The organism is Niallia circulans NBRC 13626, from assembly GCF_001591585.1.
GTDB classification, from domain to species: Bacteria; Bacillota; Bacilli; order Bacillales; family Cytobacillaceae; genus Niallia; species Niallia circulans.
This window is the reverse complement of sequence record NZ_BCVE01000009.1, coordinates 22908-46333: the sequence shown is the minus strand read 5'-3', so window position 1 is coordinate 46333 and position 23426 is coordinate 22908. Positions and strand designations below refer to the sequence as shown.

The following is a 23426-nucleotide window of genomic DNA, read 5'->3' as shown; positions in this document are numbered from 1 at the left end:
TATCCCTCTTTCTTTTCTTTTTTAGTGAACATCCTAAAGCTTATTTCTAGACTCCCTTTTTTATAAACTAGAGGAAAGTCCACCATCAATGGCAATTGTTTGTCCTGTGATATAATTGGAAGATTCTCCAGCTAAGAGCAGAATAATTCCATCTAAATCACTTAATTCCCCTAAGCGCCTTGCTGGAATTCCAGCAGTAATTAGGTTTTTACTATCTTCTAATTTAGTCGTAATACTTGTCGGGAAAAAACCTGGCGCAATCGCATTTACTTGGATATTATAACGGGCTAACTTAATAGCTAATTCTTTGGTTAATGTAATGAGTGCGCCTTTACTCGTGTTATAAGCAATTGCATCTAATAAGTGCGGCGGAGTTCCGTTAAATGCGGTAACAGAAGAAACATTAATTATTTTGCCCTTTTTTTGTTCTGCCATTTTTTTAGCAGCTGCCTGTGAAAATAAAAAAGATCCTTTGAGATTAACATCAAGTACTTTATCCCATTTCTCTTCGGGATAATCAAGAAAAGGTGCCATCCAGGAAGTACCGCTGTTATTAATTAAGATATCTATAGTTTGGAATTTGGCGATTGTTTGGCTAATAACATGGTCTATATCCTCTTTTTTGGATACATCGCATGGAAGGGCTAATACCTTTATTCCTTTATCTTGTAATTTAGCAGCAGTTTTTGTACACTGTTCTAAGTTTCTGGAACAAATGACAATGTTAGCTCCAGCTTCACCCAGCGTTTTGGCCATTTGTTCTCCTAACCCTCGACTTCCCCCTGAGATAATTGCCGTCTTATTCGTGAAATCAAAAAGTGAATTCATTTTCTTTACCATTCCTCCTGCGACATCTATTCCATATAGTATAGACAAGCAATGACCTAAGCGTGAATAAATTAATGGAATTACCTATGCCTATCCTGCACTTTTTTTATTAACAAAGAAAGCATTTATTTCTAGAAATTTAGCGATATAAGGCGATAGCCCAGTCCAAAAGGGGGACATTCGCATAGAAAATAGAGAAGAGAAATAAGTCTAAAATGAGAGTGGAGGTAATGTTGAAGAATGTATGGATACCCTTATCAGTATCAATATCCACAGCAAGATTCAAGAGCCTGGTTTGCAGCACCCTTTGTGGGTGGTTTATTAGGAGGAGTAATAGGCGGGGCTTTAGTTAGACCAAGACCGTTTTTTGGTCCTGTCCCATATGGCCCTGTTCCTTTTGGTCCAGCTCCGTTTGCTCCGGGACCATATGGACCGTATCCTTATTACTAAAAAATCCATCAATTGGATAGAAGAATAGCTGTTTTGGTAAAAGGTACAATTAATTATATAGCAATGATTGAACAGGTATAATCAATCATAACAAAAAGCGTTTTAGAAAAATAAAGTTCACTTATTCTTTATCGGATTATTTCAGGCAGTACGTTATACAGCCTGAAATAATCTATTATGAACAACTAAAAAAATGCTAACGCCATCTCAATTGAACAGATAAGAAGCAGCAATAGGGTGGCTTATTTTTATGGTCGAAATTTAATGTGATCCCATCAGGATTATAAGCTATTGTAGGGGATTCTTTTACGCCAATTGATTTTATTAATTGCTCCACTGTTTCCGTTTTAGATAATTGAGCGGCATTCATGAGATTCTTGGAAAAGTCAGGAGAGTTAGCTAATTTTTTTAAACAGGTCTCCACATCAGGCAATAAAGTTAGGGTATCCTTAGCAGAATTGATGAGTTTAGAAGGATTCGCTTCTGGGAGTTCTCGAAAATAGAGAGGGTAATGAAGATATGGGTGGAATGCTGCTAAAGTAGGGATTTTACGATGATAATATCGAGCGTGGTACATAGTAGCCATTCCTTTCATGCATAATTTTGCTTCTTTTATTCTATTCCTTATAAAGGGAATTTATGAATAAGAAAAGACTTGAAATCACATCAGGAAAAAATAGCCTGTTTCGATTTCAAGTCTTTAATGTATGCATAACTTTAAGATGTTTTATTTTTTCTTAAAACTTACTACGGTGTTCGATTAAATCAATTGTTCCTAAGACTACATGTGCTAGTCCAAATCCAAAGACTGTATTGGAAATCATGGAATCGATTTTACGATTTTTTTTCATGGCAATGCCAGCAGTTGTAACGGCTGTTCCAAGAACAGTGGGGATTAATCCTTCACGTATATTTTTCATATTATTGTACTCCTGTTCTGTATTAGTCCAATGACAGGACAGGAATATTATTTGCTTATGATCGATAGCTTATCCTGCTAAAAACATTGGTTCCGCAGGCAAATGATGGGCTTATTTGCTTTTCGCAGCAGCGTTTCTCGCTTCTTTTAAATCATCTCTTATCGCTTCATCTGCCATTGGTATTTTTCTGTTATAAGCAGAGCGAATAATAAGTTGTCCCGCAACTGGAGATGTTAAGAAAATAAAGGCGATGGCAAGAATTAAACGGGAATTGAAAATTCGTTCCGACTGGAAAAAGTAGAGACAAGCACCAAGAAGGATAAACATGACCCCTAGTGTCGCAGATTTAGATGCTGCGTGACTTCTTGTGTACACATCAGGTAATCGTAATACGCCAATGCTTGCAACCAGACTTAATAAGGCTCCTAAGAGAATAAGAATAGCTATGATAATGCTAATGATTGTCGCGGTCATTTTCGATTATTACTCCTTTCTCCAGATACTTCGAGAAAGCTACCGTACCAATAAAGGCTAAAATACCAATGAGAAGAATAACTTCCAAAAAGGCTGATGTTTTTAACACCACTGATAAAATAGCAGTAATCGCAACAAGGTTGATTCCGATGGCATCTAAAGCGACTACTCTATCGGGAGTAGAAGGTCCCTTTACAACTCGATAAATAAATAAAATCGTCGAGGTAGAAACAATAAATAAAGATATATGCATAATCGTCTGGAACATCAAATACTCACCTCTTGTATGGCTTTTTCAAAGCTATTTTTGATACTGCTGATAGCGGCCTCTTTATCGCTAATATCGATTGCATGAATATATAGGATTTTATTATCTTCTGAAATATCTACAACAAGGGTTCCAGGTGTCAGGGTGATAAGGTTACAAAGTAGCGTTATTTCCCAGTCTTTCCTTAAATCCGTTTCGAGGGCAAAAATACCCGGCGTTACTTTTAACCTTGGTTGAAGAATAATTTTTAACACGGCAATATTAGAAAGTACTAATTCTCTTAGAAAAATACCTAAAAGCTTTAATATAGAAACAACTCGATATAAATAAAACTTATCGGAGAAAAATCTTCTTGTAATAAAAATGAGAATCAATCCGATAATAAAGCCGATTAGAAACGTATCTGGAGCGAAGGAGCCTTTCAGAAACATCCAAATAAAACTGATTACAAAATTTAATAATAATTGAAATGCCATTGTCATCACTCCTTTAATACGGCATTTATATAGTTTTCCGGCTGCAATAAACTTTCAACAGCGAGAGAAATATATGGTGAAATCACCTCTGCACCAATTCCGATTAGACAAGAAAGAAGGACTAGTAAACATCCGGGCAGTAAAAGTGTTTTTATAGGCTTTCTAGTAATATTATCTGATTCTTCTCCCCAAAAAGCTTTAACAAATATCTTGATAACAGATAGTAGAACGAGGAGACTCGATAGCACAACAATAAAACTTCCAATATAATTACTTTCTTCAAACGCTCCCTGGATAATTAGTAATTTACCAATAAAGCCACTTAATGGCGGAATACCTGCAAGTCCAAGTGCTGCAAGAAAGAAAGTCCAAGTAAGTAGAGGATATTTTTTCATTAAGCCACTCATATATTTTAAATTACTAGTTCCAGTAATATAAATCATGATTCCGATTAATAGAAACAGTGCTCCTTTAATAACCATGTCATGTAAAAGGTAGAAAATCGATCCATTTAAGGAAGTACTATTAAAAATAGAGAATCCATACAAGATAACCCCAATTGCCGTAACGATATTATAGATAATAATTTTTTTGACATCATTATAGGCAATTGCTCCAATTGCTCCTAAAATAATGGTTAGTAAAGAAAGGGTACCTAATAATGCAAAGACATAAGAATCTTCATAGAAGAAGAGGGAGTACGTCCGGGCAATCGAATAAACTCCAACTTTTGTTAATAGCGCTCCAAATAATGCAAGTATCGGTATTGGAGCGGCATAATAAGATCCTGGAAGCCAGAAAAATAACGGGAAGAGAGCCCCTTTTAATCCAAAAACGATTAAGAACAGGACAGCTATGACCGTTAATATGCCTGATCCATCCACTTCACTGATTCGTTCTGAAATAGACGCCATATTTAAAGTTCCAACAACAGAATAAATATAGGCAACGGCAATAACGAAGAGTGCGGAAGCGACAACATTTACAATAATATATTTTACTGTTTCTCTTAATTGAATTTTTGTATTTCCAAGAACAAGTAGTACATAGGAAGCCATTAACATTACTTCAAAGAATACAAACAAGTTAAAGATATCGCCAGTTGAAAACGCACCAATAACACCAACTAAGAGAAATTGAATCATAGCGTAATAAAAGTAATTTTCCCTTTCTCTATCGATTCCCTTAAAGGAGTAGAGGATACAACAAAAGGCGATTATATTTGTTGTTAACACAAGAAGTGCTGATACCATATCTGATACAATCGTTATCCCAAACGGTGCATCCCAATTACTCAAATTTACTGTTTGAATTCCCTCGTTTTTGATTTTATCTATCATAAATAGCACAATAATAATCGAAACACTAGTGCTCAATAGGGAAATAATCCGTTGTAAGATGGTCTTCTTATAAAAGAAAATCAACATGATTCCTGTGAGTAAAGGAATTAAAATTGGAAATAGAATTAAATTACTCATGCTTTTTCCCTCTCAATTTCTCCAGATTATCTGTCCCTAATTCTTGATAAGTTCTGTAGGCAAGTACTAATAAGAAGGAAGTGACACCAAAGCTAATAACAATCGCAGTTAATATTAATGCTTGGGGTAACGGGTCAGAATAACTGTCAGCATGCTGACCTAAGAGAGGAGCAGCACCTTTCTTTAAACCACCCATCGTTAATATTAATAAGTGAACCCCATGGCTAAGAAGGCCAGTTCCAATAATAATGCGCAATAGACTCTTAGAAAGTATTAAATACGTCGCACACATAAATAAAATGCCGATAATGAATGCCATTAAGAATTCCATTAGTCATCCTCTCCAATCGTTTGAATAATGGTCATTGTAACTCCCACTACTACTAGGAAAACCCCGAGATCAAACAGTGCAGCAGTGTGAAGGGACGTTTCTCCTAATAAAGGTAAGTGCGCATGTTTATTAAAAAAATGCGTTAAAAATGGTTTCCCATCTAATACGGCAATCATTCCTGTTAAAGTGCTTATCAGCAAGCCTATTGCAGTAACATAGATAAAATTAACAGGAAAGATTTTTTTTACTAATTTTAAATCATAAGCTATCAGCAATAGAACTATTGCTCCACTTGCCATTAATCCGCCGATAAAGCCTCCGCCTGGTGTATAGTGACCAGAAAAAAAGAGATCAACTGCATACAGAAGTATCAAAAAGACAATGACTTTTGTAATGGTTTGTAAAACTAAATTATTTATTTTCATTTTTCTTTCCTCCCATTCTCAAAGTTATCATCGAATAAATACCAATAGCAGCAATTGCTAATACTGTAATTTCAAAGAGTGTATCAAATCCCCTGAAATCCACTAAGATAACATTTACCATGTTTTCTCCTGCTGCTTTCGTATAAGTATTCTCCACATAAAATTGAGAAATGGAATCGAACAGTTTCGTGCTATAGGAGGCAATCGCAATAACCATCACTACGAGTCCTACTAGTACGGAAATAATTGCATTTGATAATTTGAAAGGAATACTTTCCTTTTTTCTAGCATTTCTAGGTAAATGGTAAAAACACAATAAGAATAAAGCAACGGAAACTGTTTCAATAACTAATTGAGTTAAAGCAAGGTCAGGTGCGCGAAATACTACGTAAAATAAAGAAACGGTATATCCGACTGCCCCTAAAAGAATAATAGAGGTCAAACGGGATTTAGCAAATAGTATAGCTATGGTGGAAATCACCAGAACAAGCGACAGTACTACTTCGTATCCACCAATTGGTGCTAGTCGGGAAGTGTCTATTGTAAATCCATCCTTTGCAAATAAAGTATAAGAGAGGATTAGGATAAAGAAAGAAAAGATATAAATGAGATAGGTGCGCAAGGAACCTGTCATATATCTGTTTGTCAGCTTGTTAAATCCATTTTCTGTTTCGCCAAATAACCAATCATATATTCGATTCCAAATAACAGGAATGGCTTGATAGATAACAGACCATTTTCCCACAGTTAAATAGAGAATTATTCCCAATACAATGACCCCAATTGTCATAAATAACTCAGGTTCAAATCCATGCCAGTGATAGATATGCAGATCATAAACGCCTCCGCCATAAATAGATGTAATAGCAGGAGAAAGAATGGTATTGGATAGAAGACCAGGAAATAATCCAAATATGACAACAAGTGATACTAAGATAATGGGTGAAATCAGCATACCCATTGGTGCTTCATGTGGTTTAGTAGATAATTTTTCTGGTTGATATTTTCCAGTGAAAGTTTTAAATGCAAGAATCATGCTATAGACAAATGTAAAGATGCTGCCGACCCAGGCGATGACAGGTAATAAAACTCCCCATGTATCTAGGTTAAACATTTGGAAATCAAGAATATTTAACATGCTTGCAAAGAACATCTCTTTGCTTAGAAATCCATTAAATGGGGGGATTCCAGCCATAGACATCGAGCCGATTAATGCGATAGCAAATGTGATAGGCATAATTTTCATCAGGCCGCCTAAACGGCGAATATCTCTTGTTCCAGTTTCGTGGTCAACAATTCCAACCATCATAAACAAACTTCCTTTAAAGGTTGCATGGTTGACAAGATGGAAGACTGCAGCAGCTGTAGCAATGTAATACACACTTTCATTGTCATAGTGGACACCAGCAGCTCCAATCCCTAGTAAAGACATAATCATTCCGAGCTGACTAATGGTTGAGTATGCGAGAAGACCTTTTAAGTCTACTTGTTTTATCGCCATAAAAGATCCATATATCAGTGTAACAATCCCGACAAGTGATACAATCCACAGCCAATAACCAGACACTGCAAAGACAGGACTTAAACGGGCAACAAGATATATTCCAGCTTTAACCATTGTAGCGGAATGCAAATAACTGCTGACTGGTGTTGGAGCTTCCATTGCATCAGGCAGCCAAATATGGAAGGGAAATTGGGCCGATTTTGTAAATGCTCCAAGTAAGATGCAAATCATCCCTAAAATAAATAACGGATGAGACATAATAGATTCTTGTTGAACAGAAGTAATTATTTCTGAAATAGTAAAGGAACCGGTCATTAGGTAAAGTAGGACAATCCCTGCTAATAAGGAAAGACCACCAAATACGGTAACAACCATTGATTTGATTGCGCCATATCGCGAATTACTTCGATTATTCCAAAAACCTATTAAAAGGAACGAAGAAATACTTGTAATTTCCCAGAACATATAAAGAACAATGAGATTATCAGATAAGACGACCCCGAGCATTGCTCCCATGAATAACAGAAGATATACATAGAAATGATTGACCTTCTCTTTGTTTTTATCCAAATAATAAATGGAATAAAGAATAACAAGAGAACCGATTCCAGTTATTAATAAGGCAAATAGTATGCCAAGACCGTCTAATTTTACAGCGAAATCAATTCCTAGTGATGGGATCCAGGGGATTGATTCTACTTTCGTATGTAAATTTGAGGTTGTCCCAATGTTTCGGCAAAAATAAATAAACAACAGCAAGGGAAGTAGAAGAACAAACCATCCTGTATGTATTTTTTTCCTAAATATAAATGTGATTGGTATTAATAGGGTGTATAAAAATGGTGCAAGTACAGCCCAGTGAAGAATAGACAAATTAACCCCTCCTTAAACTTTGCTAAAAGACGCTTGAAATGATTGAACATGTTAAAGTATAACGCAAAAAAAAACGCTCTGCATATAGGAAACTAGAAATTAAGTTAAGACTAAACCTTTCTATTAAATAGGTAGAAACATGGTCTAAAACAGGAAAAAAATTTTTTGTTTTTTGTGTAAAACATCCCCCTTTTTGCTCAAACTAATGGTGAGGTGGTATACTATGCAATTGAAAATAAAGGTAAAAATTTCCATTTGTCTATTTTCTCTATGTCTTTTTGTTGGAATTTTATTGGACAACTTCCAAAAAAGAGAGTTTTATTCACTGGAGGAACTTCTTTTCATAGAAGAGGCAAACTCTCCTTTTTTCGATGAAACGATGATTCCTTTTCAACCAAGAGAATATATCAGGATAATCGCAGAAGAATAATGCAGCGAAAAGGGACAGCCGTTTATTAAGGGTTGTTCTTTTTTTATGTTCTGCAGTAGAAGGAAAAATATGTGTAAGGGGAAAACTTGTTTATTTCATAAATATCCAAATGGAAGCAGTCTTTCGTATTCCCAAACTATATTTAAACAGGAGAGCTATCCTGTGTTTTTTTACGTTGCATTTCTGCATAGAACCAATAAATGGATCTGATAAGTTAATAAAAAAAATAAAGATAAAAGTACAGAAAATTAAAAAGGTTAAGTGATATTCTGTTATAATATAGATAAATAAAAGACAGCTAGTTTATCGAGATGAATAGAAGAAAGAACGGTTTAGACAGGATGATTCATGTGAAATATCGATAAAAAAGAAGGTGAAAGAATGGAAAAGCAACAGTATTTATTTATTGACTTTGAATTCACCATGCCAGAGAAAAGTAGTAAGTTTAAGGGGTTTTATCCAGAAATTATTGAAGTTGGTATTGTAGCCGTTGTTGGTGATACCATAAGGGAACAGTTTTCTTCATATGTAGTACCCCGTAAGTTTTCAACCCTTTCAAGGAGATGCAAATCTTTTCTACATATTTCACAAGAACAAGTAAATAACGGGATATCTTTATACGATCTAATGAAAAAGCTTGAGGCAATTTGTAACGGATATCAAAATATTATTGTTACATGGGGAAACATGGATATGAAAGTGCTAAAGGATAATTGTCATAAAGCACAACTTCCCTTTATTCTATCTTGTAAAGAAGTTGATTTATCGATGGAATATAAGCGGTTTTTTGGTGATAAAAACCAAACAGGCTTATGGAAAGCAGTTAGGGAATATGGCAGAGAGGGAACTGGGAAACATCATCGTGCTTTAGATGATGCCTTAACCACTTATCATATTTTTAAACTTGTTGAGCAAGATAAGAAGTACTTGGGGAAATCTAATCAACCAACCATTGGAGACTTAATTGATATGTCTAAATTATTTAATAAGTTTGCATAAAAAAGACGAAGAATACATTCCTCGTCTTTTTGTTATTTTCTTCTAAACGATTTTATAATATTCTGCATTAAGTATTTCCAAGTTTTTTAAACTTTGAATAGCGAAAGCAGAATCATCTTCTTGAAGCTCTTTACGCATTTTTTCGATAGCTGTTTGTAGGGAATCATTATAAGAAGGAATGGATTCTTCCTTATATTGCTTGACCATTTTCTTTGGAGCATTCATCTGTTCTCGGTAAGAAAGGGCTTTTCTTTCATGGAAAATATCAACTATGGCCTCTTTTGGCTGATGCAAATCCCCTTGCATCGGATGCTTTAAGACCGCAAGAACCCGTACTAAATAACTTTGAGGACGAATCTCTGTAATTTCCCCGATGTATTTTCCAGTTTTATAAAAAGCGGTGACGATGGAACCGATAGCTAGTTCTGACAATCTAATCCCTCCAGATTTTCTTTCCTTTAATAGTATCACAAAGGCTATAGTTTGATAAACGAGAATAACTGCATAATAAGGAGTCTTTTTTCAAATATTAATACCAAACCGTCCATGGAGGAAAAAAGATGAGAAAACTGAGTTTATTAGTGCTGATAACCATTTTCCTAACCGGCTGTGCGGAGGGGGAAGTGACAAAAGCAGAGGTAGAAATGTTTAATGATGTGGGAGACTCTTTAGGAACAATTAAATTGCAGGAGCATGCTGACGGAGTAAAATTATCTTTAAACTTAAAAGGTCTAACTCCAGGAATCCATGGTATTCATATACATGAAACAAATAAATGTGATGCTCCAGATTTTCAATCGGCAGGCAATCACTTTAATCCAGATAATAAAGAACATGGTTTACTTCACCCAGAAGGTGCCCATGCAGGTGATTTACCTAATATCTTGGTAAAGGAGGATGGAACCGTAAAAGCTGAGCTAATGGCACCACAAGTAACCCTTAGAGATGGAAAAAATTCTTTATTCAGCAAAAAAGGGACTTCAATCGTTATTACCGAACAACAAGATGACGGAATGACTCAACCAGCAGGGGATTCAGGCGAAAGAATCGCATGTGGATCGATTAAAAAGAAATAATTCTATATGAAACAACAGGCGACTTTTAGGATCGCCTGTTGTTTCTTTGGTTCATTTCTAAGAAGCTGGGACAAACAAAAAATGTTTTAGGATTTTTTAGTGTTGTTATTCTGCTTCTTTTATACGAAAAAGATTTAGATTCGCCTTTATAAGATTCCTGTTTTACTGAAATGTTTGTACGAGAATAAAAATATTCAATCCAACAATTAAAATAGCCATAACCCATGAAATAATCGTAATCCATTTTGTATTGACTAGGTTTCCCATGATACGTTTTGAACTAGTAAACATTATTAATGGAATAAGAGCAAAACCAATTCCAAATGATAAAATTACTTGACTTATTACTAGTGCAGTTGTTGGATTAATACCTAATGCAATGACAGCAATAGGAGGCACCATTGTAATAAATCTTCTTACATATAAAGGAATGCGAAAATGAATAAATCCTTGCATAATAACATCTCCAGACATCGTTCCTACAGATGAACTGGATAATCCAGCAATTAATAAACCAAGTCCAAATAAAGTTGCTGAAACGGGATTTACTAACTGTCCAAAATAGTTAAAAGCTACATCTAAATCTTCTACAAATAATCCATTTTTATGGAATAATGCACTAGAGACGATAAGCATTGCCCCATTAATAAATCCTGCAATCAACATGGCAATAAGGATATCGATAAATTCAAAGCGGAAGATTTGCTTTTTCTCTTTATCCGTTTCCCCAACAATTCTATTCTGTGTTAATGCAGAATGTAAGTAAATCGCATGTGGCATTACTGTAGCCCCAAGGATCCCAGCAGCTAAAATTACGCTATCTAATCCATCAAATTGTGGAGTGAATAACCCATGTAATAAAGATGGAACATCTGGATTCGCAAAGAACATTTGTACAATAAAAGAAAGGACAACAATAAATAGCATCGCAGTAATTCCTGCTTCTAGAGAACGGTATCCCCGTCTTTGTAATTCAAGAATAGCAAAAGATCCTACAGCAGCAATCAGACTAGCTTCCAGTAAAGGAATACCAAAGAGAAGATAAATACCAAGTGCTGCACCAATAAACTCTGCTAAATCTGTTGCCATAATGACAAGCTCACCTTGTATCCACAAGCCGATAGATACAGGCTTGGGAAATTCCTCTCGTGCTATCTCTGCTAAATTTTTACCGGTAGCGATACCTAATTTTGCTGATAAGGATTGAATAATTAACGCCATAATATTAGAAAAAAGAATAACCCATAATAATAAGTATCCATATTTTGATCCAGCAGCAATATTCGTTGCGAAGTTTCCTGGATCAATGTAGGCAATTGCCGCAATGAATGCTGGTCCTAGAAACGGAAGGATTTTTTTCCAACCTTTAACTTCCTTGCTAAACACACTTTTTGCTGATTTAGAATGAATTTTTTCTAAAGATCGATTTCTGTCCATTTTTCTCACCTGATTTTGCTTTGGTTTAAAAAGTTTCGTTAATGCAACTTTTATATAAAAGATATTCCTAAATTAGAAAATTGTCAATCTATTTGTGTTATTAATTTATAGGAATTTTTGTTAATTTGTTGAGGAAGTATGGGAGTGTAGAATACAGGAAATACAAAAAATACCTAGCTGAATTTCCAGCTAGGTATTATAAGCTATTATTTTACTTCTTGTGTACCAGTTACTTCGCCATCAATTACAGCAGAAGATTTAAATGCATCACTTTTGTAATAAACATTACCATCTACTTTTGCAGTAGCGTCAATAGTAAATCCATTAGCTTCTACGTAAACATCACCGACAAAAGTACCGCCTTGGATTTTGAAATTTTCACTTTGTACAGTCATTTTAGGAGCTGTTAAAGTGAAGGAATCAATAATGTTATGGTCTTCATCTTGTGTATAAAGAGCAAGTTTACGATAGATTGGATTAGCAGCATCATTTTTATCGTGGAATTCACCAGCTACTAAGATATCACTGTCTACTTTTAAATCTTGAAGTGTTGCAACAATCCAAGTTCCATCAGCACTTAATGCTTTCACTAGTGGATCTGCTTCATTTACGATTGAAGCTGTTGTTACTACATCAGCTGATTGTTCTGCTTTTTTCTCTTCTTTCTTTGGTTCTGTGTCTGTATTTCCACAAGCAGTTAAAAGTGCTCCTGCTAAGATGGAAGCTAGTAAAACTTTTGGTGTAATTTTCATGATTAGTTCCCCCTATAAATGTTCTTTATATTGTTATGTGAATGGATTCACAATACAACATTATATTAACATACAGTTTGTAGTTGTAGAGGGGGGAGGTGTGACTAATTTGTGAAAGAAATATGGTGAATATGTGACTTTATTTTAATAATCAGAAAATTGGCAACGGGCTTTTTCTTCCATCAGTTATTCGTTTTGCATAAAAAAAGAGCGAGGTTTGTCGGGGAAAAAATTCCCAACAAACCTCGCTTCTTTATAACTGCGTAACATCAATTTATTGATTCATCCACTCTGGTTTACCGAAGCCTTTAAAATCCTCATCAATTACTTTTTCGAATTCTGCTGATTCAACAGCGGCTTTGATATCTTTAGCGAATGGAGCATCTATGTCTTTTGTATTAACAACAACACGATTACGATATTGATCGAGCATATTTTCTAGTTTTAGTGCATCTAATAAGTTCATTTTTGCTGCTAGGGCGAAGTTGCCTGGTACAGCGGATAAATCTACACTGTCAACTGCACGAGGTAATTGTGCCGCTTCAATTGTTTCAAATTTTAGGTTTTTAATATTCTTTGTCACATCTTTTTCAGACACAGTAAGTGGATCCGCAGCTTGATCAATTTTAATTAAGCCAGCTTCCTCTAAAATTAAGAAGGCACGAGCCGCATTGGTAGGATCGTTAGGGATAGCAATTGTTGCCCCATCTGTAATATCTTCCAAGCTTTTAAACTTTTTGGAATAAATACCCATTGGTGCAGTTGGAACAGAAATTAGTTCAGATAACTCTATGTTATTTTGTTGAGCAAAAGATTCCATATAAATTTTATGTTGGAATAGATTCGCATCAATACTACCCTCGGCTAGAGCTTTATTTGGCTGCACATAATCTGTAAACTCTGTAACTTCTACTTTATAGCCTTTCTCTTCTAAAATAGGTTTAATTGCCTTTTTAACCATGTCTGCATAGGGACCAGAAGTAGCACCAATATTAATTTCCTTTTTCTCCCCTGAATCTGCATTGTTTTTGTCTTGTCCGCAAGCACTAAGTACTGTAAATGATAATAATAATAGAATTCCTATAAGTATTTTTTTCATTGTCTTTTCCTCCTATTAACTTAAAGTGATTATTAACGCTTATCCAATGTCTTGGATATTTTATCCCCAAAGAATTGAATGATTTGAACTAAGCAAATGAGAACAACGACAGTCGTAATCATGACAGTATTATCATAGCGATAATAGCCGTATTGAATGGCAAGATCACCTACACCGCCGCCGCCGACTATTCCAGCCATAGCAGAATAGGCAATTAAATTAATAATGGTAATAGTGATTCCTTGAATAATTCCAGGTCTTGCTTCTGGTATTAAGACTTGCCAGATAATCATCCATGGGGAAGCGCCGATAGCAACGGAAGCTTCAATTACTCCTTTATCAATTTCACGAAAAGCTTGTTCTACTATTCTCGCAAAAAACGGAATCGCAGCAACAGATAGAGAAACAGAAGCAGCAGTAGGACCAATCGTTGTGTTGGTAATCCATTTTGCTAATGGTAAAAGGGCGATTAGTAAGATAATGAAAGGGATTGACCGCACCATGTTTACAACAAAGCCCACCGTGTTTTTTAATAGTGTGTTTTCGAGAAACAATCCTTTATCTGTTACAAATAAGAGGATTCCAATCGGTAAACCCACAATAATAGCCACAACAATAGAAATGCCAACCATATATAAGGTTTCAAAAAATGCTGAATTTAAGTCGGGAAGTAACTCGATCAAATAATTCCAATCCAGACTAAGAGGCATGATATATCACCTCCACATTTTTGGTGCGATCTTTAATATACTGTATCGCTTTTACAATTTCATTTTCTTCCCCTGTTAATTCCATGATAAAAATACCAAGGGGATTATTTTGAATATATTCAATTTTTCCATGAAGAATATTTCCCTTCACCTGATAGTGCTGAAAGGCGTCCGAGATAATTCCCTCTTCCGCGATGGCACCTTGAAAGGTAACCTTAATAATTTTCCCTTTTCTTTCTTCTAATAGGTGGTTAGGTAATTCAAATTGAAGAATGCTATTTACAAAGTTTTTAGTAAGCTCCTGTTTTGGGTTTGCAAACATATCGTAAACTGGACCTTCTTCCACTACCTTCCCTGCTTCCATGACAGCCATTCGATCACAAATATCTTTCACAACCTCCATTTCATGGGTGATTAGAACGATGGTTAAACCAAGTTCCTTATTAATTTTTTTTAATAACGCAAGAATGGATTTTGTTGTAGTTGGATCAAGTGCAGAAGTTGCTTCATCACAAAGAAGTACGGTTGGATTATTTGCAAGGGCTCTTGCGATTCCGACTCTTTGCTTTTGTCCTCCACTTAATTGGGCAGGAAAGACATCTTTCTTATCTGCCAGCCCCACCATATCAAGCAACTCTAATACCCGTTTATGTATTTTCTTAGAAGGTAAATTAGCTGCTTTAAGAGCAAAAGCAATATTTTCATATACCGTTTTACTACTAACAAGGTAAAAATGTTGAAAAATCATGCCTATTTTTAAGCGAGCAGCTCTTAATTGCTTTTGATTTAACTTTGTTAAAGAAATATTGTCAATGATAATTTCTCCACTGGTTGGCTTTTCCAATAAATTGAGACAGCGAAGCAGAGAGCTTTTCCCTGCTCCACTATAGCCGACAATTCCAAATATTTCGCCTCTTTTAATAGATAAAGAAACATGGTCAACACCAATGACTTGTTCTTTTTTTGTTTTATATATTTTGACCAAATCATTTATTTGTATCATTAGAAAATACTATCCCCCTTTGCCAAAAACGCCATGTTTTGTAACATTATTTTAAAACCTTTATCGGTTAAGATTGGTGAAAATTCCTTTCGGTAAGTCTGGGAAATAAAAAAAACTTCTTTCATTTTGAAAGAAGTATCGTATTAAATATACCGATCTTATCTTTCAGAATAAGTCATTCTGCAGGAGTTAGCACCTTCCTTTAGGAAAGGAGGTTGCTGGATGTCATCGGGCCTGTTCCCTCAATCTCTCTTGATAAGTAATTATGGAATTTTCACTAAATGAATAATAAAGCTAAAATACTGAATTGTCAATAAAAATTTACCTTTAAAATAGCTAGATTGGAGGGGGCTCTTCATTTCTGTTATCTTCTTCAGAAGGATATATGATAGAATGGTTTCTGAACAAATGGAACGAAAGGTGACAAAGGATGAATAGTCAGGAAATTAATTTAGAATGTGTGCGTTTATTAAATGAATGGGACCCTTTTTCAATAGGAGAGGGCAATTATGATACTGAAATTGCGGATATTCTTCAAGCAATACATGATGTTGATTTGGAAGATGATCTAGCAGCTTCTATCCAAGCTATCTTTGAATTTTCTTTTGAAGAGAAGCTCCCTTTAGAGGATTGCACAGCAATCTCTCATAAACTTTTATCTCTAAAACGAAACAGTTCCTGCTCTTTTTAGAGAGTCAAATAAACTCTTTTTGATGAATAAAAAGTTATCAATTGCTTCTCTTTTCAACTTCTAAAGTTTTTTTATAGATAGAAATTCCAGCAAATAATTTGCATATAATTTTGGTTTTAAAAAATGAAATTAGCGCATTAAATTTAGTGATAATTTGATATAATGAGAATATTTAAAAGGCAAGCAGGAGGATGGACATGAAACTAACAGATAAAGAAATTGAAATTGCAGAAATTCTAGAAAAAGATGCGAGGATTTCTGATGAAGATATAGCTAAGATGATTGGGGAAGATTTAGAAAAGACAAAAGAGTTGATTGCGAAATTAGAAGAAGTAAATGTCGTAGTGCGTTATACATCAATAGTAGATTGGTCAAAAGTGGAAGGTCATGAAGGTGTTACTGCAATGATTGATGTAAAAGTTACACCTAAAAGAGGGGTAGGCTTTGACGAGGTTGCTCAAAGAATTTATCGTTTTAAAGAGGTTAAGTCACTATATTTAATGTCAGGAGCATATGATTTATCAGTTATTATTGAAGGCAAATCGATGAATGAAGTAGCGAGATTTGTTTCAGAAAAACTATCTACATTGGATTCAGTTATCTCAACAACAACTCATTTTATTTTAAAACAATATAAGCATGATGGAACAATATTTGAACAATCGGATGATGACAAAAGAATTGTGGTGTCACCGTAATGAGACAAACAAAAAGTTATATTGCACAAAAGGTTGAGGAAATGAAACCATCTGGAATACGCAGATTTTTTGATTTAGCATCCGGTATGGAAGGAGTTATTTCCCTCGGTGTAGGAGAGCCAGATTTTGTCACCTCCTGGTCAACAAGAGAGGCAGCAATTTTATCACTCGAACAAGGGTATACCTCATATACGGCAAATCCTGGACTACTCGAGCTTCGAGAGGAAATCAGTCATTATATGCAAAAAAGATTTACGGTATCCTATAAGCCATCTTCAGAAATCATTGTAACTGTTGGAGCTAGTCAGGCAATCGATATCGCTTTACGGGCTATTTTGAACCAAGGAGAAGAGGTTATTGTTGTTGAACCATGCTTTGTTTCCTATGCACCGTTAGTAACGCTTGCAGGAGGGGTTCCAATTGCGGTTCAAAGCTTAAAGGAGAATAATTTTAAAATCAAGCCTTTTCAACTAGAAGAAGTCATTACGGACCGAACAAAAGCAATTATGCTTTGTTCGCCTAATAATCCTACCGGATCCACACTCTCTCAAGAGGAGCTTGCAGCAATTGTGGCAGTAGCAGAAAAGTATGACTTGCTTATTCTTTCCGATGAAATATACGCAGAGCTTTGCTATGATGAAGAATATACAAGTACAGCAGCAATAGAGGGAGCATGGAAACGTACTATTCTCCTTTCTGGTTTTTCAAAGGGATTTGCCATGACAGGCTGGAGACTAGGTTTTGTTTGTGGACCAGAGGAATTAATTCAAGCGATGCTAAAGATTCATCAATATAGTTTAATGTGTGCCCCAACGATGGCTCAATATGCTGGATTAGAAGCATTGCGAAGTGGTGAAAACGATGTAGAAGAAATGAAGAAAAGCTACCGGCGCAGAAGGAATTTTATCGTTCAATCCTTAAATGATATGGGGTTAACTTGTCATATGCCTGGCGGAGCTTTTTATGCGTTTCCTAATATAACAGCGACAAAAATGAATGCAGAGTCATTCGCAGAAAGACTGCTGATGGAAGAAAAAGTAGCAGTTGTGCCAGGAAGTGTATTTGGTGAAAGTGGCGAAGGACACGTTCGTTGTTCCTATGCTACATCGTTGCAACAATTGCAAGAAGCTATGAAACGAATGAAGCGATTTGTCGAAAAATATTCTAAATAAAGGCAAAAAGAGGTGTTGAATAGATGGGAAGTCCCATCCTTTCAAATGCCTTTTTTTATTTAAGCTGGTTCCGTAAAGGTCATAGTTTAAGCAAAAGATTAACGGGAATTATAACAGTAAAAATAAATCCTTTTGTAAATATGGCGATATTGTGATATAATCTTATAATGCATATAAAAGGAAAATTAATATAAACAATTAGGAGTGTTCTCATGTCAGATAAAATTGAAGTTGGAAGTGTTATTACAGGAAAGGTAACAGGCATTCAACCATATGGTGCGTTTGTTTCTTTAGATGAAAATACACAAGGTTTAGTTCATATTTCTGAAGTAACCCATGGTTATGTAAAAGATATTAATGAATTTTTAAAAGTTGGCGATGAAGTGAACGTTAAAGTTCTTTCCATTGACGAAAATGCTGGAAAAATTGGTCTTTCTATCCGTGCAACAGAAGAAGCACCAGCGCAACCAGAAGCTGCTAAAGCAAAAAAACCTCGTCCTAAACGTCAAACAGCTGCTGTAGCTGAAACAGAAAACGTACAAGGATTTAATACGTTAAAAGATAAATTACAAGAGTGGATTGATCAATCTAACCGCGATGATTTAATTAAAAAATAACATTTTATAAAAGGCTGTCCAATGTGAATTACACATTGGGCAGCCTTTTTTGCGCTTTTCAAGGGAGAGGTAATCTAGAATGAATTTTTAGAAAATAAATATCTATCCATCTGTAGAAAAATCAGCTAAAGTTAATAATATAGATCTTTACTTACATTTATACATTAAATGGGAGGATGATTAAATGGTACAAGAAGTTAATAAATCTATCTCACTAATGGAACAGTCAGAGAAATATGGAGCAAAAAATTATAATCCATTGCCGATTGTTATTTCAGGAGCAGAAGGAGTCTGGATTACCGACCCTGAAGGAAATAAATATATGGATATGCTGAGTGCTTATTCCGCATTAAACCAAGGGCATCGTCATCCTAAAATAATCCAAGCATTGAAGAGACAAGCGGACCGTGTAACCTTAACTTCTCGAGCCTTTCATCATGATCAATTAGGTCCTTGGTATGAAAAGATTAGCTCCCTAACAAAAAAAGAGATGATCTTACCGATGAATACAGGTGCTGAAGCCGTAGAAACTGCTATCAAAGCAGCAAGAAGATGGGGATATGACTGCAAAGGAATAGAAAAGGACAAAGCAGAACTCATTGTGTGCGAGGGGAATTTTCATGGAAGAACACTGGGCGCCGTTTCTCTTTCCTCGGATGAAGAATATAAACGCGGATTTGGACCATTATTACCAGGGATTAAAACAATTGCCTATGGAGATATTGAACAATTACAAGAAGCGATTACCGCAAACACAGCCGCATTTATTGTAGAACCAATTCAGGGGGAGGCTGGTATTATCATTCCGCCTCTAGGCTTTATGGAAGAAGCCTATCGATTATGTAAGGCTAATAATGTTTTGTTTATTGCCGATGAAATTCAAACAGGTCTATCAAGAACAGGTAAATTATTTGCGAGTGAGTGGTACGGTATTGTACCAGATATGTATATTTTAGGAAAAGCGCTTGGAGGAGGAGTCTTTCCTATTTCATGTGTAGTTGCAGATAAAGACATATTAGGTGTTTTTAATCCAGGCTCTCATGGATCAACCTTTGGAGGAAATCCAATGGCGTGTGCTGTATCAATTGCAGCTATAGATGTAATCTTAGAAGAGAATTTGACCGATCGTTCGGCGCAATTAGGCGAGTACTTTCTTCAAAAGTTATCGGAAATAACAAATCCAATAATAAAAGAAATACGCGGAAGAGGATTGTTTATAGGGGTTGAATTAAAGGTTGAGGCTAGAACTTATTGTGAAAAGTTAAAAGAAGTAGGACTGTTATGCAAAGAAACCCATGATTCCGTCATTCGCTTTGCTCCACCATTAACGATTACGAAGAAAGAGCTAGATTGGGCGATAGAGCGTATAAAGCAAGTATTAAATGAGGATATCCAGGATCTAAACTAAATAAAAACGAACCATTCCTTACAAAAAAGCCAAACAATTCAGCAAGTTGAATTGTTCGGCTTTATTTTTGTTTATCCATTTTTATTTATCTAGCTGTTTTTGGGATAGACTCTCTTTCAGCTGCAGAAGATGGCTTAAATAATAAACCAAGGTTAATTAATCCTGCAATTCCGACTAAACCGTAAATAATACGAGAAACGACAGATCCTTGGCCGCCGAATAATGTTGCCACTAAATCAAATTGAAAAAAGCCAATTAATCCCCAATTTATTGCTCCTATAATCGTTAATATTAATGCAACTCTTTGGATTGCGCTCATTTTATGTCCTCCTTAAAAAATATAGTGGAATCTTTCTTATTCTTAGTAGAATTCACGAAAGTATGCATTTGGGGAAAATTTAACGAATAATGAATGATAGAGAAAACACATACTATTTGTCAGTACTAAGCTCAATCTTTTGATTTTCTCATAAGTTTGATTAATAATAAGCGTACAATTAGTATTTCTTTATACTAATGTAAAAACAGAATGGGAGGCATTCATTTGGAAAACTTTGTTTTTTATAACCCGACAAAACTTATTTTTGGTAAAGGGCAATTGGCACAACTAAAAGATCAATTAGCTTCCTATGGCAAAAAAATCCTCTTAGTATACGGAGGAGGAAGTATTAAAAGAAACGGTCTATATGATAATGTAATGACCATCTTAAAGGAAAATGGCAAAGAGGTATTTGAATTATCTGGTGTAGAGCCCAATCCTCGATTAACTACTGTACAACGTGGAGTTGATATATGTAAAACAGAAGGCATTGATTTTATTTTAGCAGTTGGTGGAGGAAGCGTTATTGACTGTACTAAGGCCATTGCAGCAGGAGCAAAATTTGATGGGAACCCTTGGGAGTTCATCACAAAAAAAGCTATGCCTAAAGCAGCGTTACCATTTGGCACAGTTTTAACACTTGCAGCCACTGGTTCTGAAATGAACTCTGGCTCTGTTATTACTAATTGGGAAACACAAGAGAAAGTTGGCTGGGGAAGTCCATTTACATTCCCGGTATTTTCTATTTTAGATCCGGAAAATACATATACAGTTCCGAAAGATCAAACAATATACGGAATTGTAGATATGATGTCACATGTGTTTGAACATTATTTCCATTTAGAAGAACACACAGAATTACAGGATTATATGTGTGAATCTGTATTGAAAACGGTTATAGAGTTTGGGCCAAAACTTGTAAACGACCTAGAAAATTATGAATATCGTGCTGCAATATTATATTGTGGAACGATGGCTCTTAATGGTATGCTTAATATGGGATATCGTGGTGATTGGGCTACCCACAACATTGAACATGCTGTTTCTGCAGTATATGATATTCCTCATGGTGGAGGACTTGCCATTCTTTTCCCTAATTGGATGAAGCATAATTTAGCAGTAAAACCAGAACGCTTTAAGCAATTAGCTGTTCGCGTATTTGGGGTAGACCCAGAAGGGAAAACAGCAGAAGAAGCTGGTCTAGAAGGAATTGAGAAATTACGAGCATTCTGGAATGACCTTGGTGCACCTTCTCGTTTAGCTGATTACGACATTGATGATAGTAAACTTGAGTTAATGGTTGAAAAAGCAATGACGAATGGTGGATTTGGCCAATTTAAAGTGTTAGATGCAGAGGATGTTTTAGCAATTTATAAAGCCTCTTTATAAAAAATGAAGAAAGACGAGCAAACAGTTCGCATAAATTGTTTGTTCGTCTTTCTGTAATAGAGAAGAAATGGAATAATTGGTGAAAAAATAAAAAAAAACAGTTTGTATCCGTTTTCATATCAAGTTCTTTCTTGATTACTTTTTCTACTTCCGATAAAGTGGAAGAGGAGTATAAATTAATTATATTGGAGGATCATTTATGACACACGTTCGTTTTGATTACTCAAAGGCATTAAGTTTCTTTGGAGAGCACGAAATTACATATTTAGAAGATGCAGTTAAAGTTGCCCATCATTCCTTGCATGAAAAAACTGGACAAGGAAGTGATTTTTTAGGATGGATCGATCTTCCTGTAGATTATGATAAAGAAGAATTTGCTCGCATTCAAAAAGCAGCAGAAAAAATTAAAAGCGACTCAGAGGTTTTACTTGTAATCGGTATTGGTGGTTCTTACCTAGGAGCACGTGCTGCAATTGAAATGTTAAATCATAGCTTCTATAATTCTTTATCAAAAGAAAAGAGACAAACACCACAAATTATCTTTATTGGAAAAGATATTAGCTCCACTTATATGAGTGATGTAATTGACTTCCTTGGAGATAAAGATTTCTCTATTAACGTTATTTCTAAGTCTGGAACAACTACTGAGCCGGCAATTGCGTTCCGTATTTTCCGTAAATTGTTGGAACAAAAATATGGAGTAGAAGAAGCGAGAAAGAGAATCTATGCTACTACTGATAAAGCAAAAGGAGCTTTAAAAACTCTTGCTACAGAAGAGGGCTATGAATCATTTATTATCCCAGATGATGTTGGTGGACGCTATTCTGTTTTAACACCAGTTGGTTTATTACCAATCGCTGTCAGCGGTGCGGATATTACAGCAATGATGGAAGGGGCAGCAGCGGCTAGAACAGATTTCGGTACATCTGAATTAAAAAATAACATTGCCTATCAATATGCTGCAGTTCGTAACGTTCTTTATAACAAAGGAAAAACAATTGAAATGTTAATCAACTACGAGCCAGGATTGCAATACTTCTCTGAGTGGTGGAAGCAATTGTTTGGTGAAAGTGAAGGGAAAGACCAAAAAGGTATTTATCCTTCTTCAGCAAACTTCTCAACAGACCTTCACTCTTTAGGACAATATGTGCAGGAAGGCCGTCGCGATATTTTTGAAACAATTGTTAAAGTAGATAAGCCTCGTCATGAATTAGTTATCGAAGCAGAAGAAAATGACTTAGACGGGCTAAATTATTTAGCTGGACAAACTGTTGACTTTGTTAATAATAAAGCATTTGAAGGTACGTTACTTGCACATACAGATGGCGGTGTGCCAAATTTAATTGTAACAATACCAGAAATGAATGAATATACATTTGGATATCTTGTGTATTTCTTCGAAAAAGCTTGTGCGATTAGTGGATATTTATTAGGAGTAAATCCATTTGATCAACCAGGGGTTGAAGCATACAAAGTGAATATGTTTGCTTTACTAGGTAAACCTGGCTTTGAAGAGAAAAAAGCAGAGTTAGAAAGTCGTCTATAAGATAGAATGGATTGAGCTGCCGATATACTCGTATTTGAGTATTCGACAGCTTT

Annotated in this window: 27 protein-coding genes and 1 riboswitch; of the genes, 10 read left to right on the top strand and 17 right to left on the bottom strand. The window is 35.4% G+C overall.

Features of this window, described 5'->3' with window-relative positions:
* Positions 1-60 precede the first annotated feature (60 nt).
* A complete protein-coding gene (locus BCI01S_RS12925) occupies positions 61-828 on the bottom strand; it encodes a glucose 1-dehydrogenase (protein WP_061799057.1) in 768 nt (255 codons plus the stop codon).
* A gap of 240 nt (positions 829-1068) precedes the next feature.
* Here BCI01S_RS12925 and BCI01S_RS12920 point away from each other — a divergent pair, with 240 nt between their 5' ends.
* Positions 1069-1278 (top strand): hypothetical protein, encoded by a 210-nt coding sequence (locus BCI01S_RS12920; protein WP_061799055.1) that lies wholly within the window; start codon positions 1069-1071, stop codon positions 1276-1278.
* 196 nt (positions 1279-1474) lie between these two features.
* Here the strand turns inward: BCI01S_RS12920 and BCI01S_RS12915 are convergent, their stop codons facing one another.
* The 9 genes from BCI01S_RS12915 to BCI01S_RS12875 form a co-directional block, all read right to left on the bottom strand.
* Positions 1475-1873, bottom strand: coding sequence for a YuzC family spore coat inner layer protein (locus tag BCI01S_RS12915; protein ID WP_141232331.1), 399 nt, complete (start codon positions 1871-1873; stop codon positions 1475-1477).
* Positions 1874-2015: 142 nt separating this feature from the next.
* Entirely contained in the window at positions 2016-2198 is a 183-nt protein-coding gene (locus BCI01S_RS12910) for a hypothetical protein (protein WP_047942225.1), read from the bottom strand.
* 111 nt (positions 2199-2309) lie between these two features.
* Positions 2310-2672, bottom strand: coding sequence for a monovalent cation/H(+) antiporter subunit G (mnhG, locus tag BCI01S_RS12905; RefSeq protein WP_047942224.1), 363 nt, complete (start codon positions 2670-2672; stop codon positions 2310-2312).
* Positions 2653-2940, bottom strand: coding sequence for a Na(+)/H(+) antiporter subunit F1 (locus tag BCI01S_RS12900; protein WP_047942223.1), 288 nt, complete (start codon positions 2938-2940; stop codon positions 2653-2655). Before BCI01S_RS12900 ends, mnhG begins: the two co-directional genes overlap by 20 nt.
* Complete coding sequence (locus BCI01S_RS12895) at positions 2940-3416, bottom strand: Na+/H+ antiporter subunit E (protein WP_047942222.1); 477 nt, start codon at positions 3414-3416, stop codon at positions 2940-2942. The genes BCI01S_RS12900 and BCI01S_RS12895 overlap by 1 nt, the downstream gene beginning before the upstream one ends.
* Before the next feature lie 5 nt (positions 3417-3421).
* Positions 3422-4894, bottom strand: coding sequence for a Na+/H+ antiporter subunit D (locus tag BCI01S_RS12890; protein ID WP_047942221.1), 1473 nt, complete (start codon positions 4892-4894; stop codon positions 3422-3424).
* Complete coding sequence (locus tag BCI01S_RS12885) at positions 4887-5225, bottom strand: Na(+)/H(+) antiporter subunit C (RefSeq protein ID WP_047942219.1); 339 nt, start codon at positions 5223-5225, stop codon at positions 4887-4889. Before BCI01S_RS12885 ends, BCI01S_RS12890 begins: the two co-directional genes overlap by 8 nt.
* Positions 5225-5650, bottom strand: a complete 426-nt coding sequence (locus tag BCI01S_RS12880) for a Na(+)/H(+) antiporter subunit B (protein ID WP_047942218.1) — start codon at positions 5648-5650, stop codon at positions 5225-5227. The genes BCI01S_RS12885 and BCI01S_RS12880 overlap by 1 nt, the downstream gene beginning before the upstream one ends.
* On the bottom strand, positions 5637-8027 hold the full coding sequence (locus BCI01S_RS12875) for a Na+/H+ antiporter subunit A (protein WP_061799051.1): 2391 nt from the start codon (positions 8025-8027) through the stop codon (positions 5637-5639). The genes BCI01S_RS12880 and BCI01S_RS12875 overlap by 14 nt, the downstream gene beginning before the upstream one ends.
* Before the next feature lie 811 nt (positions 8028-8838).
* Here BCI01S_RS12875 and kapD point away from each other — a divergent pair.
* Entirely contained in the window at positions 8839-9456 is a 618-nt protein-coding gene (gene kapD / locus BCI01S_RS12865; RefSeq protein WP_047942214.1) for a 3'-5' exonuclease KapD, read from the top strand.
* Between the two features lie 42 nt (positions 9457-9498).
* Here kapD and kapB read toward each other — a convergent pair whose 3' ends face one another.
* On the bottom strand, positions 9499-9888 hold the full coding sequence (gene kapB, locus BCI01S_RS12860; RefSeq protein ID WP_061799047.1) for a kinase-associated lipoprotein KapB: 390 nt from the start codon (positions 9886-9888) through the stop codon (positions 9499-9501).
* 128 nt (positions 9889-10016) lie between these two features.
* On the opposite strand from kapB, the gene BCI01S_RS12855 reads away from it, so the two are divergent.
* Positions 10017-10532, top strand: a complete 516-nt coding sequence (locus tag BCI01S_RS12855; protein ID WP_061799045.1) for a superoxide dismutase family protein — start codon at positions 10017-10019, stop codon at positions 10530-10532.
* A gap of 162 nt (positions 10533-10694) precedes the next feature.
* Here the strand turns inward: BCI01S_RS12855 and BCI01S_RS12850 are convergent, their stop codons facing one another.
* From BCI01S_RS12850 to BCI01S_RS12830, 5 genes are all read right to left on the bottom strand, one after another.
* Entirely contained in the window at positions 10695-11969 is a 1275-nt protein-coding gene (locus BCI01S_RS12850) for an Nramp family divalent metal transporter (protein ID WP_061799043.1), read from the bottom strand.
* A 206-nt stretch (positions 11970-12175) separates the two neighbouring features.
* A complete protein-coding gene (locus tag BCI01S_RS12845) occupies positions 12176-12721 on the bottom strand; it encodes a polymer-forming cytoskeletal protein (RefSeq protein ID WP_061799041.1) in 546 nt (181 codons plus the stop codon).
* A 274-nt stretch (positions 12722-12995) separates the two neighbouring features.
* On the bottom strand, positions 12996-13820 hold the full coding sequence (locus tag BCI01S_RS12840; protein WP_047942208.1) for a MetQ/NlpA family ABC transporter substrate-binding protein: 825 nt from the start codon (positions 13818-13820) through the stop codon (positions 12996-12998).
* A 32-nt stretch (positions 13821-13852) separates the two neighbouring features.
* Positions 13853-14530, bottom strand: coding sequence for a methionine ABC transporter permease (locus BCI01S_RS12835; RefSeq protein WP_061799039.1), 678 nt, complete (start codon positions 14528-14530; stop codon positions 13853-13855).
* Positions 14520-15533, bottom strand: coding sequence for a methionine ABC transporter ATP-binding protein (locus BCI01S_RS12830; protein WP_061799037.1), 1014 nt, complete (start codon positions 15531-15533; stop codon positions 14520-14522). The genes BCI01S_RS12835 and BCI01S_RS12830 overlap by 11 nt, the downstream gene beginning before the upstream one ends.
* Before the next feature lie 155 nt (positions 15534-15688).
* Positions 15689-15795, bottom strand: a riboswitch (SAM riboswitch).
* 168 nt (positions 15796-15963) lie between these two features.
* Here BCI01S_RS12830 and BCI01S_RS12825 point away from each other — a divergent pair.
* From BCI01S_RS12825 to BCI01S_RS12805, 5 genes are all read left to right on the top strand, one after another.
* Positions 15964-16224, top strand: coding sequence for a DUF1871 family protein (locus BCI01S_RS12825; protein ID WP_047942205.1), 261 nt, complete (start codon positions 15964-15966; stop codon positions 16222-16224).
* A gap of 197 nt (positions 16225-16421) precedes the next feature.
* Positions 16422-16922 (top strand): Lrp/AsnC family transcriptional regulator, encoded by a 501-nt coding sequence (locus BCI01S_RS12820; protein ID WP_047942204.1) that lies wholly within the window; start codon positions 16422-16424, stop codon positions 16920-16922.
* Positions 16922-18094 (top strand): aminotransferase, encoded by a 1173-nt coding sequence (locus tag BCI01S_RS12815; RefSeq protein WP_061799035.1) that lies wholly within the window; start codon positions 16922-16924, stop codon positions 18092-18094. Before BCI01S_RS12820 ends, BCI01S_RS12815 begins: the two co-directional genes overlap by 1 nt.
* 212 nt (positions 18095-18306) lie before the next feature.
* Complete coding sequence (yugI, locus tag BCI01S_RS12810; RefSeq protein ID WP_061799032.1) at positions 18307-18711, top strand: S1 domain-containing post-transcriptional regulator GSP13; 405 nt, start codon at positions 18307-18309, stop codon at positions 18709-18711.
* Between the two features lie 184 nt (positions 18712-18895).
* Positions 18896-20119: an ornithine--oxo-acid transaminase gene (locus BCI01S_RS12805; RefSeq protein WP_061799029.1), complete on the top strand. Its 1224-nt coding sequence runs from the start codon at positions 18896-18898 to the stop codon at positions 20117-20119.
* An 85-nt stretch (positions 20120-20204) separates the two neighbouring features.
* On the opposite strand, the gene BCI01S_RS12800 is transcribed toward BCI01S_RS12805, so the two are convergent.
* Positions 20205-20438 (bottom strand): DUF378 domain-containing protein, encoded by a 234-nt coding sequence (locus BCI01S_RS12800; protein WP_047942200.1) that lies wholly within the window; start codon positions 20436-20438, stop codon positions 20205-20207.
* Positions 20439-20663: 225 nt separating this feature from the next.
* Here BCI01S_RS12800 and BCI01S_RS12795 point away from each other — a divergent pair, with 225 nt between their 5' ends.
* Together BCI01S_RS12795 and BCI01S_RS12790 are read left to right on the top strand one after the other, a co-directional pair.
* Positions 20664-21827, top strand: a complete 1164-nt coding sequence (locus BCI01S_RS12795; RefSeq protein WP_061799022.1) for an iron-containing alcohol dehydrogenase — start codon at positions 20664-20666, stop codon at positions 21825-21827.
* 199 nt (positions 21828-22026) lie between these two features.
* Positions 22027-23373 carry a glucose-6-phosphate isomerase gene (locus BCI01S_RS12790; protein ID WP_061799020.1) on the top strand — a complete coding sequence of 449 codons (1347 nt, stop codon included), beginning with the start codon at positions 22027-22029 and terminating at the stop codon, positions 23371-23373.
* The last annotated feature ends 53 nt before the right edge of the window (positions 23374-23426 follow it).

What these genes read in the sequence shown, in the direction of transcription:
- BCI01S_RS12900 (WP_047942223.1), bottom strand. Translation starts at nt 2,940, where the DNA reads ATGTTCCAGACGATTATGCATATATCTTTATTTATTGTTTCTACCTCG.
- BCI01S_RS12800 (WP_047942200.1), bottom strand. Translation starts at nt 20,438, where the DNA reads ATGAGCGCAATCCAAAGAGTTGCATTAATATTAACGATTATAGGAGCA.
- BCI01S_RS12910 (WP_047942225.1), bottom strand. Translation starts at nt 2,198, where the DNA reads ATGAAAAATATACGTGAAGGATTAATCCCCACTGTTCTTGGAACAGCC.
- BCI01S_RS12885 (WP_047942219.1), bottom strand. Translation starts at nt 5,225, where the DNA reads ATGGAATTCTTAATGGCATTCATTATCGGCATTTTATTTATGTGTGCG.
- BCI01S_RS12855 (WP_061799045.1), top strand. Translation starts at nt 10,017, where the DNA reads ATGAGAAAACTGAGTTTATTAGTGCTGATAACCATTTTCCTAACCGGC.
- BCI01S_RS12890 (WP_047942221.1), bottom strand. Translation starts at nt 4,894, where the DNA reads ATGAGTAATTTAATTCTATTTCCAATTTTAATTCCTTTACTCACAGGA.
- BCI01S_RS12805 (WP_061799029.1), top strand. Translation starts at nt 18,896, where the DNA reads ATGGTACAAGAAGTTAATAAATCTATCTCACTAATGGAACAGTCAGAG.
- yugI (WP_061799032.1), top strand. Translation starts at nt 18,307, where the DNA reads ATGTCAGATAAAATTGAAGTTGGAAGTGTTATTACAGGAAAGGTAACA.
- kapD (WP_047942214.1), top strand. Translation starts at nt 8,839, where the DNA reads ATGGAAAAGCAACAGTATTTATTTATTGACTTTGAATTCACCATGCCA.
- mnhG (WP_047942224.1), bottom strand. Translation starts at nt 2,672, where the DNA reads ATGACCGCGACAATCATTAGCATTATCATAGCTATTCTTATTCTCTTA.
- BCI01S_RS12840 (WP_047942208.1), bottom strand. Translation starts at nt 13,820, where the DNA reads ATGAAAAAAATACTTATAGGAATTCTATTATTATTATCATTTACAGTA.
- BCI01S_RS12790 (WP_061799020.1), top strand. Translation starts at nt 22,027, where the DNA reads ATGACACACGTTCGTTTTGATTACTCAAAGGCATTAAGTTTCTTTGGA.
- BCI01S_RS12815 (WP_061799035.1), top strand. Translation starts at nt 16,922, where the DNA reads ATGAGACAAACAAAAAGTTATATTGCACAAAAGGTTGAGGAAATGAAA.
- BCI01S_RS12920 (WP_061799055.1), top strand. Translation starts at nt 1,069, where the DNA reads ATGTATGGATACCCTTATCAGTATCAATATCCACAGCAAGATTCAAGA.
- BCI01S_RS12835 (WP_061799039.1), bottom strand. Translation starts at nt 14,530, where the DNA reads ATGCCTCTTAGTCTGGATTGGAATTATTTGATCGAGTTACTTCCCGAC.
- BCI01S_RS12850 (WP_061799043.1), bottom strand. Translation starts at nt 11,969, where the DNA reads ATGGACAGAAATCGATCTTTAGAAAAAATTCATTCTAAATCAGCAAAA.
- BCI01S_RS12830 (WP_061799037.1), bottom strand. Translation starts at nt 15,533, where the DNA reads ATGATACAAATAAATGATTTGGTCAAAATATATAAAACAAAAAAAGAA.
- BCI01S_RS12880 (WP_047942218.1), bottom strand. Translation starts at nt 5,650, where the DNA reads ATGAAAATAAATAATTTAGTTTTACAAACCATTACAAAAGTCATTGTC.
- BCI01S_RS12820 (WP_047942204.1), top strand. Translation starts at nt 16,422, where the DNA reads ATGAAACTAACAGATAAAGAAATTGAAATTGCAGAAATTCTAGAAAAA.
- BCI01S_RS12915 (WP_141232331.1), bottom strand. Translation starts at nt 1,873, where the DNA reads ATGAAAGGAATGGCTACTATGTACCACGCTCGATATTATCATCGTAAA.
- BCI01S_RS12825 (WP_047942205.1), top strand. Translation starts at nt 15,964, where the DNA reads ATGAATAGTCAGGAAATTAATTTAGAATGTGTGCGTTTATTAAATGAA.
- BCI01S_RS12845 (WP_061799041.1), bottom strand. Translation starts at nt 12,721, where the DNA reads ATGAAAATTACACCAAAAGTTTTACTAGCTTCCATCTTAGCAGGAGCA.
- BCI01S_RS12925 (WP_061799057.1), bottom strand. Translation starts at nt 828, where the DNA reads ATGAATTCACTTTTTGATTTCACGAATAAGACGGCAATTATCTCAGGG.
- BCI01S_RS12895 (WP_047942222.1), bottom strand. Translation starts at nt 3,416, where the DNA reads ATGGCATTTCAATTATTATTAAATTTTGTAATCAGTTTTATTTGGATG.